Below are 18,041 nucleotides of genomic sequence, written 5' to 3'. Positions count from 1 at the left end.
AAAAAAAGCGTGTGGCGTTTTTCGCCATGCGCTTTTTACTCTAAGCCGCCGCAGAGCGAGCCGAATAACCAGGGATCACTATGCAAAATGTCACGCCTATCTTGATCGACGCCAAGCAATCAAAACAGGAGAGAGAGGAGCCTTCTTATTCTTTCCTGGGCGGCGTCAGCGGCTTTGTTTTCTACTGGCTGGCGTTCGCGTTGCCGTTTCTGGTTTACGGTTCCAACACGCTGTTTTTCCTGCTTTATACTTGGCCATTCTTCCTGGCGCTGATGCCGCTGTCGGTGTTGATCGGCATCACCCTCAGCATGCTGCTGCGCGGTCGTCTGATCTTGACGCTGCTGTTGACCGGCACCATTGTGCTGTGCCTGTTTTGGCTGGTGTTCAGCTTCCTGACCGGGTGGTGAGGGAGCGGGCGCCGATGCCGGCGCCCGAAGGATTGCAAAGCGGTGCCGAAGGTTACAAAACTTTGCTTAGAAATGCCTGAGTGCGCGGATTAGTCGGATGGCTGAAGATCTGCTGCGGTGCGCCTTCCTCCTGAATGATCCCCTGATCGATAAACAGCACCCGGTCGGCCACCTCGCGGGCAAAGCCCATCTCATGCGTTACCACCACCATGGTCATGCCCTCGTGGGCCAGCGATTTCATCACTGCCAATACTTCGCCCACCAGCTCCGGATCGAGCGCGGAGGTCGGTTCGTCGAACAGCATGATCTTCGGCTCCATCGCCAGCGCGCGGGCGATCGCCACCCGCTGCTGCTGGCCGCCGGACAGGCTGTTGGGGTAGGCGTCAATCTTGTCGAGCAGGCCGACCTTGCGCAGCAGCTGTTCAGCTTGCGTAATGGCTTCGGCGCGAGGCAGTTTCTTCACGCTTACCGGTGCCATGATGATGTTTTCCAACACCGTCATGTGCGGGAACAGGTTGAAGCGCTGAAATACCATGCCCACGCTTTCACGCATTTTGTTCAGGTCGGTTTTCTGATCGTGGACGGCGAAGCCATTCACCTCGATCTCGCCGCCGGAGAGCGTTTCCAGCGCGTTGATGCAGCGCAGGAAGGTGCTCTTCCCTGAGCCGGAAGGGCCGATGACGCACACCACTTCATTGGCGGCGATCTGACAGGAAATGCCGCGCAGCACGTGGCTCTCGCCGAACTGTTTTTGCAGGTTATGTACGCGAATCACTTTTACCGAACCTCTTTTCCATGTGTTGCACCAGCAGCGAGAGCAGGAAGGTGATGACCCAATAGACCAGCGAAATGGTCAGATAGGGCTCCCAGTAAGTGGCGTAGGCGCCGGAGACGGTACGGGCGGCATAGGCCAGATCCGCCAGGCCGATGGCGGAGGCCAGCGACGAATCCTTGACGATCGCGATGGCGTTGTTGCCCAGCGGCGGCAGCATGCGGCGGAAGGCCTGCGGCAAGATAACCTGTCGCATGGTCTTGCCGTAGCTCATGCCCAGCGAACGCGAAGCCTCCATCTGGCCGCGATCGATCGATTGGATCCCGGCGCGGAAGATCTCCGACACATAGGCGCCGGCGTTGAGCGTGATCGCCACCACGCAGGAAAGAAAGGCACCGTAGTCGGCGCGCAGAGCACGGGCGAAATCGACGCTCATCAGGCCGCTGGTGACCAACAGGCCGTCGCGCGGATTGATGAACAGTGGCACCAATGCAAAGTGCACCACCATGATCTGCACGAACAGCGGCGTGCCGCGAAAGGCGCTGATGTAGATGCGTACCGGCCACTGAACGCCGTAATGCAGGATGGGTTTCCAGATGCCGTGCGGCGCCTGCGCCAAGCGGCCCAGCCCGAGGATCAAGCCCCAGGTGGTGCCCAGCAGCACGCAGATAATGGTGCATTTGATGGTCATCCAGGCGCCTTCCATAAACAGCGGCGCGTATTCCTGGATGATCTCCCAGCGGAAGTTCAAGGGGTATTCCTTCTTGGTAGGCTGAAACGGTGGCGCGCCGACGCCCATGCGGGCGCCGGCGGCAGGGCATTATTCCGCCGGCAGCGTCGGTACGTTGCTGTCGAACCAGGTTTGGTAGATCTTGGCGTAGGTGCCGTCGGCGACGATTTTCTTCAGGCCGGCGTTGATTTTGTTGCGTAGCTCATCGTTGCCTTTGGCGACGGCGATGCCGAAATACTGGCGCTCAAACTTGGCGTCGGGCACCAATTTGAAGGCTTTCTCAGGGTGGGTTTTGATATAGAACTTGGCCACGCCGACGTCGCCGACCGCCGCGCCGATGCCGTCTTCATACAGCTCTTGCAGCATCAGCGGGGTATTGTCGAAGCGCTTGATAGCGGTGCTGTTTTTACCCAGCACGTCGGACACCACGATGTCGCCGGTGCTGGAGTTCACCACGCCGACCTTCAGTGCCTTGAGCGCGGCGATGGAGTCCACCGTCGAGTCTTGCGGCACCACGATAGCCTGCTCGGCCGGGAAGTAAGGCGCTGAGAAATCAACCATTTGCTTGCGCTTGTCGGTGATGGTGATGCCGGAAATGATGATGTCGCGATCGCCGGAATTCAACGTGGCGAAGATCCCCTCCCACGGCGTATTGATCAGTTTGATTTGGAAGCCTTCGGCCTTGGCCACCGCTTTGATGATGTCGATGTCGAAACCTTCCAGCTGCTTTTGGCTGTTTTCAAACTCGAACGGCCGATAGGTGCCGCCGGAGCCGACGACGTAGGTCGTTTCAGCCGCTAACGCGGCGGTGGAGAAGGTGGCGGCTAGGCAGGCGCCGATCAGAACTAAACGTTTTAACATCGCGATCCCCGATAATGAATGGTTATATATTGGAATTACTTATGCACTATGAGTGCATAAAAATAAGCTCCAATGAATGAAAGTGCAACCACTGCATGATAATTATTCTTTCTATGGTGTTAAATATTCACTTTTGACGTTGCTTTGGCGTAAGAAATGGGTCAGCAAGCGGCGATGCAGTGGTTCTTGCTGCATAATGGGGAAAGGGCAGTGCGTGTCTCATCGGAAAATGCGCCGCGCGTGCCGGGCAAAAGGGGCTTTTTTTGCCGCTTTCACCACGGAATTAGGCGATAAACTCGGGAACCCTTCATCCGTATTCTGAATTTGGCGCTGAAATGCCGCTCTCAGTGTGGAGTCCAACGAGAAGTTGTGGGATGATTGGTCGGTTTTTCAGGGGGCGGAGATGGGAAAACTTACGCTGCTATTGCTGGCATTGCTCGGTTGGTTACAGTATTCACTGTGGCTGGGCAAAAATGGTATTCACGATTACGTGCGAGTCAATGAAGATGTTGCGGTCCAACAGGGCAGTAACGCCAAGTTGAAAGCGCGTAACGATCAGCTGTTTGCCGAAATTGATGATTTGAACGGCGGTCAGGAAGCGATCGAAGAGCGAGCGCGTAATGAGCTGGGCATGATCAAGCCCGGTGAGACTTTCTATCGTCTGGTTCCTGACCAATCCAGACGCAACGCGGCGTCTTCCTCGCAAAATAACGCACAAAAATAACGCATGAATCACTCCGCAGGCACCTTTCCCTCGGTGATTGCCGTCCTGCCCGCTGCCGGTATCGGCAGCCGCATGCAGGCGGAATGCCCGAAGCAATATTTAACCATCGGCCGGCACAGCATCGTCGAACACGCTATCCATGCCCTGTTGCGCCACCCGCGCATTGAACGGGTGATCGTGGCGATTAGCCCGGAAGATCGCCAGTTCGAACGGCTGCCCATCGCCCAGGATCCGCGGGTGACCGTCACTCAGGGCGGCAAACAGCGCGCTGATTCGGTGATGGCCGGGCTGAAGCTCGCGGCCGATGCGGACTGGGTGCTGGTGCATGACGCTGCGCGCCCCTGCCTGCACGCCGACGATCTCGAGCGCCTGCTGGCGATCACCGCACACAGCAAGGTCGGCGGCATTCTTGCCGCGCCGGTGCGTGACACCATGAAACGCGCCGAACCTGGCCGCGACACCATCGCCCACACCGTCGAACGGCAGGATCTGTGGCATGCGCTGACGCCGCAGCTGTTTCCGCTGCCGCTGCTCAAGCAGTGCCTGCAGCGCGCGCTGGATGAAGGCGCTAACGTCACCGACGAAGCCTCGGCGCTGGAGCATTGCGGTTATCATCCGCAGCTGATCGCCGGCCGGGCGGACAACATTAAAGTAACGCGGCCGGAGGATTTGGCGCTGGCGGCGTTCTATTTGACTCAGTTAGACAATTAAGGAGCGCACCATGCGTATCGGTCACGGTTTTGACGTACATAAATTCGGCGGCGAAGGCCCGTTGGTGATCGGTGGCGTTCGCATCCCTTACGACAAAGGTTTGCTGGCCCATTCCGACGGCGACGTTGCGCTGCACGCCGCGACCGACGCCTTGCTGGGCGCTGCGGCGCTGGGTGATATCGGCAAGCTGTTTCCCGATACCGATCCGGCTTTCAAGGGCGCGGACAGCCGCGAGCTGCTGCGCGAAGCCTGGAAACGTATCCGCGCCAAAGGATACCGCCTCGGTAACCTCGATATCACGATTATCGCTCAGGCGCCGAAAATGGCGCCGCACATCCCGCAGATGCGCGTCTTCCTGGCGGAAGATCTGCAGTGCCATATGGATGACGTCAACGTGAAGGCCACGACCACCGAGCAGCTCGGCTTCACCGGGCGCGGCGAGGGCATCGCGTGCGAAGCGGTCGCCTTGCTGGTTAAGGAATAACCGCATGGATATGGCGAATCTGACCTGGCTGCATGGCCGGCCGCAGAGCACCGGGGTGTTGAAAGCCAATCCGGAAGATTTCGTGGTGGTGGAAGACCTGGGCTTTGCGCCGGACGGCGAAGGCGAGCACGTGCTGGTGAACATCCGTAAAAACGGCTGCAATACCCAGTTCGTGGCCGACTATCTGGCGCGCTTCGCCGGTATTCACGCCCGTTCCGTCAGCTATGCCGGCTTGAAGGATCGCCACGCGGTGACCGAACAGTGGTTCTGCCTGCATATGCCGGGCAAGGACACGCCGGATTTCTCACAGTTTGCGCTGGAAGGCTGCGAGGTGCTCTCGTTCGCCCGCCACCTGCGCAAAATGCGCATCGGCAACCTGAAGGGCAACCACTTTACGCTGGTGCTGCGCCACATTTCCGATCGTCAGGACGTGGAAAACCGTCTGCAGGCTATCGCCGCGCAGGGCGTGCCAAACTATTTCGGCAGCCAGCGCTTCGGCCGCGGCGGCAACAATCTGGTGATGGCGCGTCGCTGGGCACACGACGAAATCCGCGTCAAAGAGCGCAGCAAACGCAGCTTCTACCTTTCCGCCAGCCGCAGCGCGCTGTTCAATCTGATAGTCGGCCGGCGCCTGACCGACGGCCTGCAGCGCACCGTGCTGGAGGGGGACGCCCTGCAGTTGAGCGGCCGCGGCAGCTGGTTCGTCGCCAAGGCCGATGAGCTGGAGACGTTGCAGCAACGGCTGGATGCCGGCGAGTTGGTTGTCACCGCGGCGTTGCCGGGCGACGGTGAGCCAGGCACCGCCGGCAAAGCCTTGGCTTTTGAACAACAATGCTTGGCGGAACAACCGGAATTGCTTACGCTTTTAAAGCGCGAGCGTGTCGACCCCGCTCGTCGGGCCCTGCTGTTGCAGCCGCAAAATTTGCAGTGGAACTGGTGGGATGACGTTACCGTGGAACTGCGCTTCTGGCTGCCAGCAGGCAGCTTCGCCACCAGCGTAGTTCGCGAAATCATGCAGCAGGATAACAGTGATGCGGATATTGCTGAGTAACGATGACGGCGTCAGCGCCCCGGGTATTCAGGTGCTGGCGGCGGCGCTGCGGGAGTTCGCCGAGGTGCAGGTCGTGGCGCCGGATCGTAACCGCAGCGGTTCTTCCAACGCCCTGACGCTGGAGTCGCCGCTGCGCACGCAGACGCTGGCCAACGGCGATATCGCGGTGCTGCAGGGGACGCCGACCGACTGCGTTTATCTTGGCGTCAACGCATTGATGCGCCCGGCGCCGGATATCGTCGTCTCCGGCATTAACGCCGGACCGAATTTAGGCGATGACGTCATCTATTCCGGCACCGTCGCGGCGGCGATGGAGGGCCGGCACCTGGGGCTGCCCGCGCTGGCGGTGTCTCTGAACGGTCACCAACACTACGCAACCGCAGCGGCCATTACCTGCCGCATCCTGCGTGCGCTGCAGCGTGAACCGTTACGCACCGGAAAAATCCTGAATATCAATGTGCCGGATTTGCCACTGGCGGAGGTCAAAGGCCTGCGCGTCACTCGCTGTGGTAGCCGCCATCCTGCCGATAAGGTCTTCTGCCAGCAGGATCCGCGTGGACAAAATCTCTACTGGATCGGGCCGCCTGGTGATAAATTTGATGTCGGGCCGGATACCGACTTTGCGGCGGTGGAACAAGGCTATGTGGCGATCACGCCGCTACAGGTGGATTTGACCGCCTACGCGGCGCAGGAAGTCGTGACAACATGGTTAACCAAGGCAGAGGTTAGCGGGGAATGGTGAACAAGCGTATGCAAACATTGCTGACGCAGCTGCGTCAGCAAGGGATCCGGGACGAAAAGCTGCTGAGAGCGATCGAGGCGGTGCCGCGCGAGCGTTTTGTCGACGAAGCGCTGGATCACAAAGCCTACGAAAACACTGCATTACCGATCGGCTCTGGCCAGACCATTTCTCAGCCTTATATGGTGGCGCGGATGACCGAGCTGCTGAATCTGAAGCCCACCTCAAGAGTGCTGGAGATCGGCACCGGTTCCGGTTATCAAACCGCCATCCTGGCGCATCTGGTGCAACACGTTTGTTCTGTCGAGCGCATCAAGGGGCTGCAGTGGCAGGCCAAGCGCCGCCTGAAGCAGCTCGATCTTCATAATGTTTCCACTCGCCACGGCGACGGCTGGCAGGGCTGGGCGTCGCGCGGCCCATTCGATGCGATCATCGTCACTGCCGCGCCGCCGGAGATCCCGCAGGCGCTGGTGGAGCAGCTGGACGACGGCGGCATTTTGGTGTTGCCGGTGGGCGAGCAGGCCCAAACCCTCAAACGCATTCAGCGTCATGGCAACGATTTCGTGGTCGATGCGGTAGAAGCGGTGCGCTTTGTGCCGCTGGTGAAAGGCGAATTGGCCTAGCGATTGTCTGATTTTTCGACCGTCTGCAAAATCTGTTGCACTTTCATCACGTGCGGATAAGGTTTTCTCGTTCCAATCAGGCTAATTTTCACTAGAATTGGCCTTTCTACGTAGTTGTCTTATGGTGCGGCGACGCCAATGTGGTTAGCATTGGCGCGCGTTTTGATGCTCCGGCGGGAGATGACCTGGCGTTCAGGGATCGGCCGGCGGCGCCTTTACATCGCAGAAACTGGGAAGTGGCAAAAGCTCGGCTACGATGTAAAGGGTATTTTGGATATATCACTGATATTGCTGTCATGGGGGAAGCATGAGCACGGGAAGCCCAATGATTACGTTACGCCGGGTAGCGGTGTGTACGATGGTAAGTTTGTGGTTGGCGGGTTGTACGAATACGGCCTCGACGTCGGCCCCTATCAGCAGTGTGGGCGGCGGCGCCGTTCCATCCGGCAATAATAATGGCGGAGTGCAGCAGGCCAGCCCAGAGGGCCGCATTGTCTATAATCGTAGTTATAACGCCATCCCAAAAGGGAGCTACAGCGGCGGTGAAACTTATACGGTCAAGCGCGGCGACACGCTGTTTTACATCGCCTGGATCACCGGCAATGATTTCCGCGACCTGGCGCAGCGCAACAATATTCCCGAGCCATACAGCCTGAATGTTGGTCAAACCATTCAGCTTGGTAATGGTTCTGCCAACGGCGGCGGCGGCATGTTGGCGACGACAGACGCGACCAAAGGCGGCGTTCCGAAGCCACCTTCCAGCGCCCAGATCCAGACGGCAACGGTTGATTCTCAATCAACTAACGCGTATTCTGAAAACTCGGGTAAACAGAATGTAGGTAAGATGTTACCTGCAGCAGGTGCCGCAGCGGTTGGGACCGCGACTGCGCCTGTTACCGCGCCGGAAGCCGCTCCACCCGTGAGCAGCACCGTCAGCAACAGCGCTCCGGTCAGTACCTGGAGATGGCCGACTGACGGTAAGGTTATTGATAACTTTTCCTCATCAGAAGGTGGGAATAAAGGTGTCGATATCGCCGGTTCTCGTGGGCAGCCTATCTTCGCTACCGCCGATGGTCGCGTAGTGTATGCAGGCAACGCTTTACGGGGTTACGGTAATCTAATCATCATCAAACATAATGATGATTACCTGAGCGCCTACGCTCATAACGACACAATGCTGGTCCGGGAACAACAAGAAGTGAAGGCGGGTCAAAAAATAGCCACCATGGGTAGCACCGGTACCAGTTCAGTACGTTTGCATTTTGAAATTCGTTACAAGGGGAAATCCGTAAACCCGCTGCGTTATCTTCCGCAGCGATAGATTGGGCAGAATACGCTGAGATTCTGCTCGCGGTATCACGGGTAGGAGCAGCATATGAGCCAAAATACGCTGAAAGTTAACGAGTTACATGATGATGCGGATTTCGACGAGAATGGAGCTGAGGCCGAGTCGTTTGATGAAAAAGCGCTGGTAGAAGAAGAGACCAGCGAGAACGATTTAGCGGAAGAAGAGCTGTTGTCTCAAGGCGTTACGCAACGCGTATTGGATGCGACGCAGCTCTATCTGGGTGAGATCGGTTATTCACCTCTGCTGACCGCAGAGGAAGAAGTCTATTTTGCGCGGCGTGCTCTGCGCGGTGACGTGCCGTCCCGCCGTCGCATGATTGAAAGCAACCTGCGGCTGGTGGTGAAAATCGCCCGTCGCTACAGCAACCGCGGTCTGGCGCTGCTGGATCTGATCGAAGAAGGTAACCTCGGTTTGATTCGCGCAGTGGAAAAATTCGACCCGGAGCGCGGTTTCCGCTTCTCCACTTATGCAACCTGGTGGATCCGTCAGACGATTGAACGGGCGATCATGAACCAAACCCGTACTATTCGTTTGCCTATCCATATCGTCAAAGAACTGAATGTCTATCTGCGCACCGCGCGTGAGCTTTCCCATAAACTGGATCATGAACCGAGCGCTGAAGAGATTGCCGAGCAACTCGACAAGCCGGTGGATGACGTCAGCCGCATGCTGCGCCTGAATGAGCGCATCACCTCGGTGGATACGCCGCTGGGCGGGGATTCGGAGAAAGCGCTGCTGGACATTCTGGCCGACGAGAAGGACAACGGGCCTGAAGACACCACGCAAGACGATGATATGAAACAAAGCATCGTCAAATGGTTGTTCGAACTGAACGCCAAACAGCGTGAAGTGTTGGCGCGTCGTTTCGGCCTGCTGGGCTATGAAGCGGCGACGCTGGAAGACGTAGGCCGGGAGATTGGCCTGACGCGCGAGCGCGTCCGTCAGATTCAGGTTGAAGGTCTGCGCCGTCTGCGTGAGATTCTGCAGATGCAGGGCCTGAGCATTGAGGCGCTGTTCCGCGAATAACGCCGGTTGTTGAACCGCATCAAATAAAAACGGTGAGCATTATGCTCACCGTTTTTTTATGCCTGCGTCTGGCGCCTGATTACACCATATTTTTCAGCCGGTAGATCCATTCCAGCGCCTGGCGCGGCGACAGGGAATCCGGATCCAGCGCTTCCAGGGCTTCAACCGCCGGCGAGGCCTCTTCCTGCAGCAGCGTCATCTGGGTGGCATCGACGCTGCCCGAAGCGGTGTGGCTGGAGATAGACTCCAGCTCGCGCAGCTTCTGGCGGGCGCGCTTGATGACGTCGCGCGGCACGCCAGCAAGCGCGGCGACCGCCAGGCCATAGCTTTTGCTGGCAGCCCCGTCCTGTACGCTGTGCATAAAAGCGATGGTGTCGCCATGTTCGAGCGCGTCCAGATGCACGTTGACCACGCCCTCCATTTTCTCCGGTAGGGTCGTCAGTTCGAAGTAGTGGGTGGCGAACAGTGTCATCGCCTTGATGCGGTTAGCCAGGTTCTCGGCGCAGGCCCAGGCCAGCGACAGGCCGTCGTAGGTGGAGGTACCGCGGCCGATTTCATCCATCAACACCAGGCTGCGCTCGGTGGCGTTGTGCAGGATGTTGGCGGTTTCGGTCATCTCCACCATGAAGGTGGAGCGGCCGGAAGCCAGATCGTCCGCCGCGCCGACGCGGGTGAAGATGCGATCCACCGGGCCGATGGTGGCCTTGGTGGCCGGCACGTAACTGCCGATGTGCGCCATCAGCACGATCAGCGCCGTTTGTCGCATATAGGTGCTTTTACCGCCCATGTTTGGGCCGGTAATGATCAGCATGCGGCGCTGCGGCGACAGGGTGAGCGGGTTGGAGATAAACGGTTCGCTCAGCACCTGCTCCACCACCGGGTGGCGGCCTTCGGTAATGCGGATCCCCGGCTGCTCACTCATGGTCGGGCAAGCGTAGTTCAGGGTATCGGCGCGCTCGGCCAGGTTGGCCAGCACGTCCAGCTCGGCCAGTGCGGTGGCGCTCTGCTGCAGCTCCGCCAGGTGCGGCAGCAGCAGATCGAACAGTTCGTCGTACAGGCTTTTCTCGATCGCCAACGCCTTGCCCTTGGAGGTGAGCACTTTGTCTTCGTACTCTTTCAATTCCGGGATGATGTAGCGCTCGGCGTTTTTCAACGTCTGGCGGCGCACATAGTGGATCGGCACCAGATGGCTTTGGCCGCGGCTCACCTGAATGTAGTAGCCATGTACGCCGTTAAAACCGACCTTGAGCGTATCCAGCCCCAGCTTTTCACGCTCGCGGATCTCCAGCCGGTCGAGGTAGTCGCTGGCGCCATCGGCCAGCGCGCGCCACTCGTCCAGCTCGCTGTTGTAACCGGGGGCGATCACGCCGCCGTCGCGCACCAATACCGGCGGCGATTCAATCACCGCGCGCTCCAGCAGCTCGCGCAGCTCGTCAAACTGGCCCACCTGCGCCAGCAACTGCTGCACGTGCGGGGTGTCCACGTCTTGCAGCAGCGCGCGGATGTCCGGCAATTGCTGGAAAGCATGACGCATGCGCGCCAGATCGCGCGGACGCGCGGTACGCAGCGCCAGGCGCGCCAAAATTCGCTCCTGATCGCCCACCTGACGCAGCGAAGGCTGCAGATCGGCGAACAGTTCCTGCAATGCGCCGATCGCCTGCTGGCGGGCGGTCAGCACCTTGATGTCTCGGGTCGGCATGTGCAGCCAGCGTTTCAGCATGCGGCTGCCCATCGGCGTGACTGTGCGATCGAGGATCGCCGCCAGCGTGTTGTCGCTGCCGCCGGACAGGCTCTGCGTCAGCTCCAGGTTGCGGCGGGTCGCGGCGTCCATGATGATGCCGTCCTGCTGGCGCTCCATAGTGATGCCGCGAATGTGCGGCAGCGAAGTACGCTGGGTATCTTTGACGTATTGCAGCAGGCAGCCGGCGGCGCGCAGCGCCTGATGCGCCTGCTCGACGCCGAAACCGGTCAAGTCGCGGGTGCCGAACTGCAGGTTGAGCTGCTGGCGTGCGGTCTCCAGTTCGAATTCCCACAGCGGGCGGCGGCGCAGGCCGTGGCGCTGTTCGATCAGCGCCATTTGTTCGAAGGTTTCCGGGTAGAGCAGCTCGGCTGGATTGGTGCGCTGCAGCTCGGCAGCCATGGTTTCCAAATCCTGCGGCTCGGCGACGCGGAAGCGGCCGGAGCTGACGTCCAGCGTGGCATAACCGAAGCCGCGCGCATCCTGCCAGATCGCCGCCAGCAGGTTGTCCTGGCGTTCTTGCAGCAGCGCTTCGTCGGTGATGGTGCCGGGGGTGACGATACGCACCACTTTGCGCTCGACCGGCCCTTTGCTGGTGGCCGGATCGCCGATCTGCTCACAGATGGCGACGGACTCGCCAAGCTGCACCAGCTTGGCCAGGTAGTTCTCCACCGCGTGGTGCGGCACGCCGGCCATCGGGATCGGTTCACCCGCCGAGGCGCCGCGTTTGGTCAGCGAGATATCCAGCAGTTGGGAAGCGCGCTTGGCGTCATCGTAAAACAGCTCGTAGAAGTCGCCCATGCGGTAGAACAGCAGGATTTCAGGATGCTGGGCCTTGAGGCGCAGGTACTGCTGCATCATTGGTGTGTGCGAATCGAGTTTATCGGTGCTATTCATGCGATTATTTTTCCAATCCATTGAATGTAAAGGGAACTGTGATTTTCATTGTCGTCATTCGCTATCACATTGTTTCAGCAGGCGCCGCCCCCCTTTAGCGCTTGGCGAGCGGCGCAAATCAAATCATCAAAACGCCAAACGGCGCGCTCAAACCCGAGGTTTGCACAGACGCTTATACTAGCCTAGCGGGCAATCGGCTGTCACAGGTAAAAATGGGAAGCGCTGCGCAAGGCCGGTTTGTAACGCAGCGAGATTGTCGTTCGCCTGCGGGCAACAACGCAAGTGTCGCCGCACGGAGTGGTGGTGAGGCTATGGCTCGGGAGTGAGAGGCAAGGGAATGAAGTCCTTTACATTCCTTGATATAATGTCTTCAACAAATTTGCGAACAGAGGTTGTCATGAGTAACAGCAAAAAAGTGCAGGTGGGTTATGCCAAGCCGTCCCGTACGGACATTGCGCGTTCCGTGGCGACATCAACGGCGGTTGAAACAGGTCAACCCTCAGCCAGAGTTGAAGCTTCTTTAGAAGAAGCGCGTAAAAAATTTGCTCATTTGCGCCTTGCCTAATATCTTCTTAGTGCTTGACTGACCCAGTGTTTCATTGGTTCGTAGTTCATGTTCATACCTGAGTGAATCGCTGAGATATACTGGGCTCTGTTTTGCTCCCAGCTTTGATAATCCAACGGTTTATGCCCGCCCTGAACCGCCATCACATCGGCCAACAGCCGTGACAAACGGCCATTCCCTTCTCTGAAAGGGTGTATGAGTATCAGTTCAACATGGATTATCGCAATCGCTTCTATCAGCTGTTCTTCGCTCATGGCTGAGCAAGGTGTGTAACGGGCCAGGTATTCCACCTCGAAATCGTCCAGTAGTTTGGGCAATCGCGTCGAAGGGGCAAACATAAAGCCCCCTTTGCTGATATTGACAGTTCTTGCTTGACCAGCCCATGCATAGATATTGCCTAACCAGCGGCGATGCCAGCCCTTGATCATCTCGACGGTGATTTTCCCTAATGGAAAATGCTGTTCGAAAATGGAATGGTAGAGCTGTTCCAGCAATACCAATTCGGCATCGTCGAGTTCATTGCTATCGGCAATACCCAGCTTGTTGGCTAGAACTTGCTCGCCGGATTCTTTCTCATATTGGCCTTCGCTGCTGGAAACATGGTATCGGCTCATGCTTACGCTCGATAAATGAGGCGGGAGATAAGGCAAGTATAATCAGCGATACGCGGCGGAACAATTTAATTAAAATCAGGTTATTAAGTTAGGATTAATCATAAGTCTGATTAATGGCATCGAAGTAAATAGTTTCAATTTATTGGATGTTAACGATACAACGCAAGTCGCCGCCCGCAGTGGGGGGGCGACTTTATTGCGCGGCGGTGAGAGGCAGGGGCAGTTGATAGAGGCGGAAACTGTCGGGCACTTCGGTTTCATGGCCGGGCAGCAGACGGTGGCGGATGCGCGACTCGCTGACGAAGGCGCAGCCTTGTGGGGTGATAGTCAGGTTAACCGGCGACTCCATGCCTTCGCGCAAGACCTCAAGTTGGTGCATCCCTGCCGCCTTGGGTGACGGGATCCGCAGGATCCGCCCTTGGCCGCTCTGGATCCCGTTTTCCAGCACGATCAGCGCGCCGTCCGGCGCCAATCCCATTCCGTCCGGGTTTTCAATCAGGCGCGGCAGCTGCATTTCCGTCAGCTGCGGCTGCGGATCGTTATAGCTGAGGGTATAAAGCTTACCGGTGCCGAAATTGGCGACAGCCATCAGCCGATCGTCGAGCAGCACGATCCCGGCGGCGCCCAGCCCGCTGGGGGCCGCCAATCGCGCATCCTGAAACAGCGTACTGAATGCCGCTTCGCCCGGCCGCAGGCGCAGGATGCCGCCGCCGCGGGTTTCCGTTACGTACACCGTGCCGTCTGCGCCGAGCACGATATCGTTGCCCATTTCCCCCGTCGGCAGTGCCAGGCTGCGGTTGAGGGTGCCATCCGCGACGTTCAGCGCATAGATGCGGTTGGCCCGCGTTTTGCCGCCGGAAAGGAAGTCCGGCGAATTGCCCCACAGCAACCCGCGCCGTTCGTCCAGCCGCAGCGCGTTTGAGGCGAACACCGTGTCAGCGCCAGGGAAAAAGGTTTCCCACGCTTTACCCGGCCGCTTGCGCAGCACGTTGCTGCTGGTGATCAGGCCGACATACAACGTGCCGTCCGTCGCGCGGGCGATGCCGTTGGGATAAAGCGCGCCGGGCGGCAGCGTCATGCTGCTTTCGGCGCAGTGGGTATTGGCGGCGGCCTGCGCCGGAGTGGTCAGGGGGAGTGCGGCGGCGAGGGTGAACAACGCTGCTCGCGCGGTAAGCGCATATGACATGTCTTCTCTCCTGGAATGACGGAAAAGGGGCTACCAGCGCTCGGGGCGGGCAGCCTGTGCCATTGGCGCCTCCAGCGCGGCGAGGTCTTCCGGCGATAGCCTGAGGGTGAGCGCTGCCAGCGCATCCTGCAGATGGTGCGGCTTGGACATGCCCACCAGCGGCGACGCCACGCCGGGTTTGGTCAGCAGCCAGGCCAGCGCGATCTGCGCCGGTGGAACGCCGCGCGTGGCCGCCACCTCCGCGACCGCCGCGACGGTGCGTTCCACTTCGTTTCTGCCGCCGTACCAACGGGGCGCCTGTTCGTCGGTGGCGGCGCGCAGCGTGCCGGCGTTACCGGAACCGGCCAGCACGCCGCGGGCCAGTGGCGACCAGGGCGTCAGGCTGAGCCCCTCCTCCAGACACAGCGGGATCAGCTCCTCTTCGTCTTCACGCGTCACCAGGTTGTATTGGCTCTGCAGCGAAATAAACGGCGCCAGGCGGTGCTGACGTTGAAAGGCCAGCATTTTCATCAGGCGCCAGGCGTGCAGCGAGGAGGCGCCGAGATAGCGGATCTTGCCCGCCCGCACCAGGCCATCGAGGGTGTCGGCGGTTTCTTCGATCGGCGTTTCGGTGTCGAAGCGGTGCAGTACAAACAGATCGAGGTAATCCGTCCCCAACCGCTGCAAAGAGGCGTCGACGCTGTGCAGCAGGTGCTTGCGCGACAGCCCTCGGCTGTTCGGCTGCGCGTCCATCGGAAAGTAGGCCTTGGTGGCGATCACCACGTCTTCGCGGCGGGCGAACGCCTTCAGGGCGCGGCCGAGAATGCGCTCGCTTTCTCCGCCGGAGTAAATGTTGGCGGTATCGAAAAAATTGATGCCCGCTTCCAGCGCTTCGCGGATAAAGGGGCGCGCTTCATCTTCCTTCAGCACCCAGGGGCGCCAGGCCGACTCGCCATAGGTCATGCAGCCCAGGCAGAGACGAGACACTTTCAGGCCGCTGTCGCCAAGCCGAACGTAGTTCATGGCGTCGTCTCCTCAGCGCATGCCGGCGATGGTGTAACCGCCGTCCACCAGCAGGCTTTGGCCGGTGATGAAGCGGGCCTCGTCCGTCGCCAACCACAGCGCCACATCGCCGATGTCTTCCGATTCGCCCAAGCGGCCGGCGGGCGTATGGGCGATAAAGGGCGCGAACGCCGCGCTGTCGGCCACGCTGCCGCGCGCCATCGGCGTGTCGATGATGCCGGGGTTGATGTTGTTGACGCGGATGCCCTGGCCGCTGTATTCGAGCGCCACCGCGCGGATCATCGCATCGAGCGCGCCTTTGCTGGCGGAGTAGCTGGATGAGCCGGCCAGCGCGCCGTGGGTCAGCCAGGAGGAGGTGTTGATGATCACGCCGCCTGAATGCTGTGCCAGGAAGGTTTCAATCTCGTATTTCATCGCCAGCCAGACGCCTCTGAGGTTAATGGCGATCACGCGGTCAAAATCCTCGCTGCTCTGTTCGGTGATGGGGGCGAAGTTGCCGATGATGCCGGCGTTGTTGAAAGCGACGTCGAGCCGGCCGTAGTGGGCGGTCACTGCGGCGAGCAGCCTACGGATATCGTCTTCCAGGGAGACGTCGGCCACGATGGGCAGGGCGTCACCGCCGGCTAGCGCGATATCGCGCGCCGTGGCTTCGATCTCCGCCGCGCGCCGGCCGACCAGTGCGACTTTGGCGCCCTCGCGGGCATAGGCCAGCGCCGCAGCGCGGCCGATACCGGTACCGCCGCCGCTCACCAGTACGACTTTGTCTGCCAGACGGCGCGGCGTTTCATGGGTTGGAGCTGTAGCATTAATCATCGCATCGATACCTGGTAATGGGTTCGATCGCAATGCTATGTTGTTAGATGACGGATAACTATCCGCTAAAAATTCATCTCACTATTAGATAATTTATATCAATAGCATGAAGAAACCCGAACTGTCCGGCCTGGCGGCCTTCGTGGCTATCGCCAGTGAACGCAGCTTCCGCCGCGCCGCCGCCCGATTGGGCGTGACGCCGCCGACGCTGACCCACACCCTGCGCGAACTGGAGGCGCAGGTGGGCATTCGCCTGCTGAACCGCACCACCCGCAACGTCTCGCCGACGGAGGCCGGAGAGCATCTGCTGGCGCAGCTGGTGCCGGCTTTTACCGACATCGACGCCGCGCTCGAGAGCCTGAATGCGTTTCGCGAAGGGCCGCGCGGCCTGGTGCGCATCAACGCGCCGCGTTCTGCGATCGATCTCGCCATCGTGCCGCATCTGGGGCGGTTGGCCAGCGAATACCCCGGCATTACGCTGGAAGTGGTGGCGGACGAGGGGTTCGCCAATATCGTCGAGCAAGGTTTTGACGCCGGCATCCGGCTCGGTGAGGACCTGCATAACGATATGCGCGCGGTGCGCCTGACACCGGATCTGCGTTTCGCCATCGTCGCCACGCCGGACTATTTTCAGCGGCACGGCGAGCCGACGCATCCGCGGGATTTACTGCAGCACCGTTGCATCGGTTGGCGCAAAGCCTCTTCAGGCGAGCGCTACAAATGGGCTTTTCAGCAGGGGGAGCAGCGATTTTCTGTGGCGGTTAACAGCCCGTTGATACTCGATGACGGCAGGATGATGGTGCAGGCGGCGCTGGCGAACGTCGGCATCGCTTTTGCCATCGAGCAGGAGGTGGAAGAATACCTGGCGAGCGGGCGGCTGCGGCGGGTGCTGGCCGACTGGTGCACGCCGTTTCCCGGTTTTTACCTCTATTACCCCAACCGCAGGAACCATTCCGTGGCGCTGGCCACGGTGATCGAGTTGCTGCGTCTGCCCATGTAATCCTCTTCGCCTGCTGCCGTCGCGTTCGGATGGCAGCAGCCGAATCAAGCTTGAACTATTTTTATTCCCTCGCCGTTTGTTCAGGCGCAAATAACCTCTTAAATTCTCAGCGAGTTCATAACTTGCTGTTTATAATTGTTATTTGATTATTTATTAAGAATATTCTGAGTTTTTGGCGGTTATTTGAGAGCCCGGTCACACTATTTTTTTGTGCAAAATGTGAAGAGGGTCAATCCATCAGGTCAATGAGAGACGGTTCTGTCTCCTCTTGGCTTACCGATCCGTTTTTCATGCTCCGTATACTGTCTGTAACCAGGGCAACGTGACGGAAATTTTCATAAGGAATGTGCGTGAAGCAATCGTGATTGCATCTGGCATACAAATAACACCGGGTTTTTTTGATTATCTGAGGTGCTTGGTATGGAAAAGAAAAAAATCTATCTGTTTTGTTCTGCCGGTATGTCCACTTCCCTGTTGGTATCAAAAATGAAGGCGCAGGCCGAAAAATATGAAGTGCCGGTGATCATCGCCGCCTATCCGGAAGCGCTGGCCGCGGAGAAAGGCGTTGAAGCGGATCTGATCCTGCTGGGGCCGCAGATCGCCTACACCCTGCCGGAAGTGCAGAAACAGCTGCCCAATAAACCTGTTGAAGTCATCGATCCGCTGTTGTACGGCAAGGTCGATGGGCTGGGCGTACTGAAGGCCGCGGTGGCCGCCATCAAGAAAGCCAATCAATAACAGGAGGCCGCC

General features: G+C 59.1%; 20 protein-coding genes. 12 read left to right on the top strand and 8 right to left on the bottom strand.

Going from position 1 to position 18,041, the window contains the following annotated elements; genetic code table 11:
• Positions 1-80 precede the first annotated feature (80 nt).
• The gene (locus ACJ8J5_RS06770; protein WP_025301616.1) at positions 81-407 is read left to right on the top strand and encodes a DUF3561 family protein; all 327 of its coding nucleotides are present in this window, start codon (positions 81-83) and stop codon (positions 405-407) included.
• A 52-nt stretch (positions 408-459) separates the two neighbouring features.
• On the opposite strand, the gene ACJ8J5_RS06765 is transcribed toward ACJ8J5_RS06770, so the two are convergent.
• Genes ACJ8J5_RS06765 through ACJ8J5_RS06755 form a run of 3 tightly spaced genes read right to left on the bottom strand, consistent with a single transcriptional unit; the run spans position 460 to position 2,770 of the window.
• On the bottom strand, positions 460-1,182 hold the full coding sequence (locus tag ACJ8J5_RS06765; RefSeq protein ID WP_043135839.1) for an amino acid ABC transporter ATP-binding protein: 723 nt from the start codon (positions 1,180-1,182) through the stop codon (positions 460-462).
• On the bottom strand, positions 1,166-1,978 hold the full coding sequence (locus ACJ8J5_RS06760; protein ID WP_060434258.1) for an amino acid ABC transporter permease: 813 nt from the start codon (positions 1,976-1,978) through the stop codon (positions 1,166-1,168). Before ACJ8J5_RS06760 ends, ACJ8J5_RS06765 begins: the two co-directional genes overlap by 17 nt.
• A gap of 21 nt (positions 1,979-1,999) precedes the next feature.
• Entirely contained in the window at positions 2,000-2,770 is a 771-nt protein-coding gene (locus tag ACJ8J5_RS06755) for a basic amino acid ABC transporter substrate-binding protein (RefSeq protein WP_025301618.1), read from the bottom strand.
• Between the two features lie 403 nt (positions 2,771-3,173).
• On the opposite strand from ACJ8J5_RS06755, the gene ftsB reads away from it, so the two are divergent.
• The 8 genes from ftsB to rpoS all read left to right on the top strand — a co-directional run bounded on the left by ftsB (position 3,174) and on the right by rpoS (position 9,476).
• Positions 3,174-3,494 (top strand): cell division protein FtsB, encoded by a 321-nt coding sequence (gene ftsB / locus ACJ8J5_RS06750; RefSeq protein WP_021505314.1) that lies wholly within the window; start codon positions 3,174-3,176, stop codon positions 3,492-3,494.
• Positions 3,495-3,497: 3 nt separating this feature from the next.
• A complete protein-coding gene (gene ispD / locus ACJ8J5_RS06745) occupies positions 3,498-4,205 on the top strand; it encodes a 2-C-methyl-D-erythritol 4-phosphate cytidylyltransferase (RefSeq protein WP_414104741.1) in 708 nt (235 codons plus the stop codon).
• 10 nt (positions 4,206-4,215) lie between these two features.
• Positions 4,216-4,689: a 2-C-methyl-D-erythritol 2,4-cyclodiphosphate synthase gene (gene ispF / locus ACJ8J5_RS06740; RefSeq protein ID WP_151428285.1), complete on the top strand. Its 474-nt coding sequence runs from the start codon at positions 4,216-4,218 to the stop codon at positions 4,687-4,689.
• Between the two features lie 4 nt (positions 4,690-4,693).
• Positions 4,694-5,740 (top strand): tRNA pseudouridine(13) synthase TruD, encoded by a 1,047-nt coding sequence (gene truD / locus ACJ8J5_RS06735; RefSeq protein WP_414104742.1) that lies wholly within the window; start codon positions 4,694-4,696, stop codon positions 5,738-5,740.
• Positions 5,721-6,482, top strand: a complete 762-nt coding sequence (gene surE, locus ACJ8J5_RS06730) for a 5'/3'-nucleotidase SurE (RefSeq protein ID WP_060434262.1) — start codon at positions 5,721-5,723, stop codon at positions 6,480-6,482. Before truD ends, surE begins: the two co-directional genes overlap by 20 nt.
• Positions 6,476-7,102, top strand: coding sequence for a protein-L-isoaspartate(D-aspartate) O-methyltransferase (locus ACJ8J5_RS06725; protein WP_004932585.1), 627 nt, complete (start codon positions 6,476-6,478; stop codon positions 7,100-7,102). Before surE ends, ACJ8J5_RS06725 begins: the two co-directional genes overlap by 7 nt.
• Positions 7,103-7,427: 325 nt before the next feature.
• Positions 7,428-8,423 (top strand): murein hydrolase activator NlpD, encoded by a 996-nt coding sequence (gene nlpD, locus ACJ8J5_RS06720; protein WP_025301622.1) that lies wholly within the window; start codon positions 7,428-7,430, stop codon positions 8,421-8,423.
• 54 nt (positions 8,424-8,477) lie between these two features.
• A complete protein-coding gene (gene rpoS, locus ACJ8J5_RS06715; protein ID WP_004932578.1) occupies positions 8,478-9,476 on the top strand; it encodes an RNA polymerase sigma factor RpoS in 999 nt (332 codons plus the stop codon).
• Between the two features lie 79 nt (positions 9,477-9,555).
• On the opposite strand, the gene mutS is transcribed toward rpoS, so the two are convergent.
• Entirely contained in the window at positions 9,556-12,111 is a 2,556-nt protein-coding gene (mutS, locus tag ACJ8J5_RS06710; RefSeq protein WP_414104743.1) for a DNA mismatch repair protein MutS, read from the bottom strand.
• 397 nt (positions 12,112-12,508) lie between these two features.
• On the opposite strand from mutS, the gene ACJ8J5_RS06705 reads away from it, so the two are divergent.
• Complete coding sequence (locus tag ACJ8J5_RS06705; RefSeq protein ID WP_162882342.1) at positions 12,509-12,676, top strand: hypothetical protein; 168 nt, start codon at positions 12,509-12,511, stop codon at positions 12,674-12,676.
• On the opposite strand, the gene ACJ8J5_RS06700 is transcribed toward ACJ8J5_RS06705, so the two are convergent.
• From ACJ8J5_RS06700 to ACJ8J5_RS06685, 4 genes are all read right to left on the bottom strand, one after another.
• Positions 12,673-13,290 (bottom strand): Fic/DOC family protein, encoded by a 618-nt coding sequence (locus tag ACJ8J5_RS06700; RefSeq protein WP_025301624.1) that lies wholly within the window; start codon positions 13,288-13,290, stop codon positions 12,673-12,675. The genes ACJ8J5_RS06705 and ACJ8J5_RS06700 overlap by 4 nt on opposite strands.
• 193 nt (positions 13,291-13,483) lie before the next feature.
• Complete coding sequence (locus tag ACJ8J5_RS06695; RefSeq protein ID WP_414104744.1) at positions 13,484-14,476, bottom strand: Vgb family protein; 993 nt, start codon at positions 14,474-14,476, stop codon at positions 13,484-13,486.
• A gap of 30 nt (positions 14,477-14,506) precedes the next feature.
• Entirely contained in the window at positions 14,507-15,478 is a 972-nt protein-coding gene (locus ACJ8J5_RS06690; RefSeq protein ID WP_173889509.1) for an aldo/keto reductase, read from the bottom strand.
• Positions 15,479-15,490: 12 nt separating this feature from the next.
• Positions 15,491-16,291, bottom strand: a complete 801-nt coding sequence (locus tag ACJ8J5_RS06685) for an SDR family NAD(P)-dependent oxidoreductase (protein ID WP_049294839.1) — start codon at positions 16,289-16,291, stop codon at positions 15,491-15,493.
• Positions 16,292-16,397: 106 nt separating this feature from the next.
• Between ACJ8J5_RS06685 and ACJ8J5_RS06680 the strand changes: the two genes are divergently transcribed.
• Positions 16,398-17,291, top strand: coding sequence for a LysR family transcriptional regulator (locus tag ACJ8J5_RS06680; RefSeq protein ID WP_025301628.1), 894 nt, complete (start codon positions 16,398-16,400; stop codon positions 17,289-17,291).
• Between the two features lie 420 nt (positions 17,292-17,711).
• On the top strand, positions 17,712-18,029 hold the full coding sequence (locus ACJ8J5_RS06675) for a PTS sugar transporter subunit IIB (protein ID WP_004932561.1): 318 nt from the start codon (positions 17,712-17,714) through the stop codon (positions 18,027-18,029).
• The last annotated feature ends 12 nt before the right edge of the window (positions 18,030-18,041 follow it).

The organism is Serratia sp. CY43202, from assembly GCF_052168755.1.
GTDB lineage: Bacteria > Pseudomonadota > Gammaproteobacteria > Enterobacterales > Enterobacteriaceae > Serratia > Serratia bockelmannii.
The sequence above is the reverse complement of the archived record's forward strand: the minus strand, read 5'-3'. Positions and strand labels throughout refer to the sequence as shown.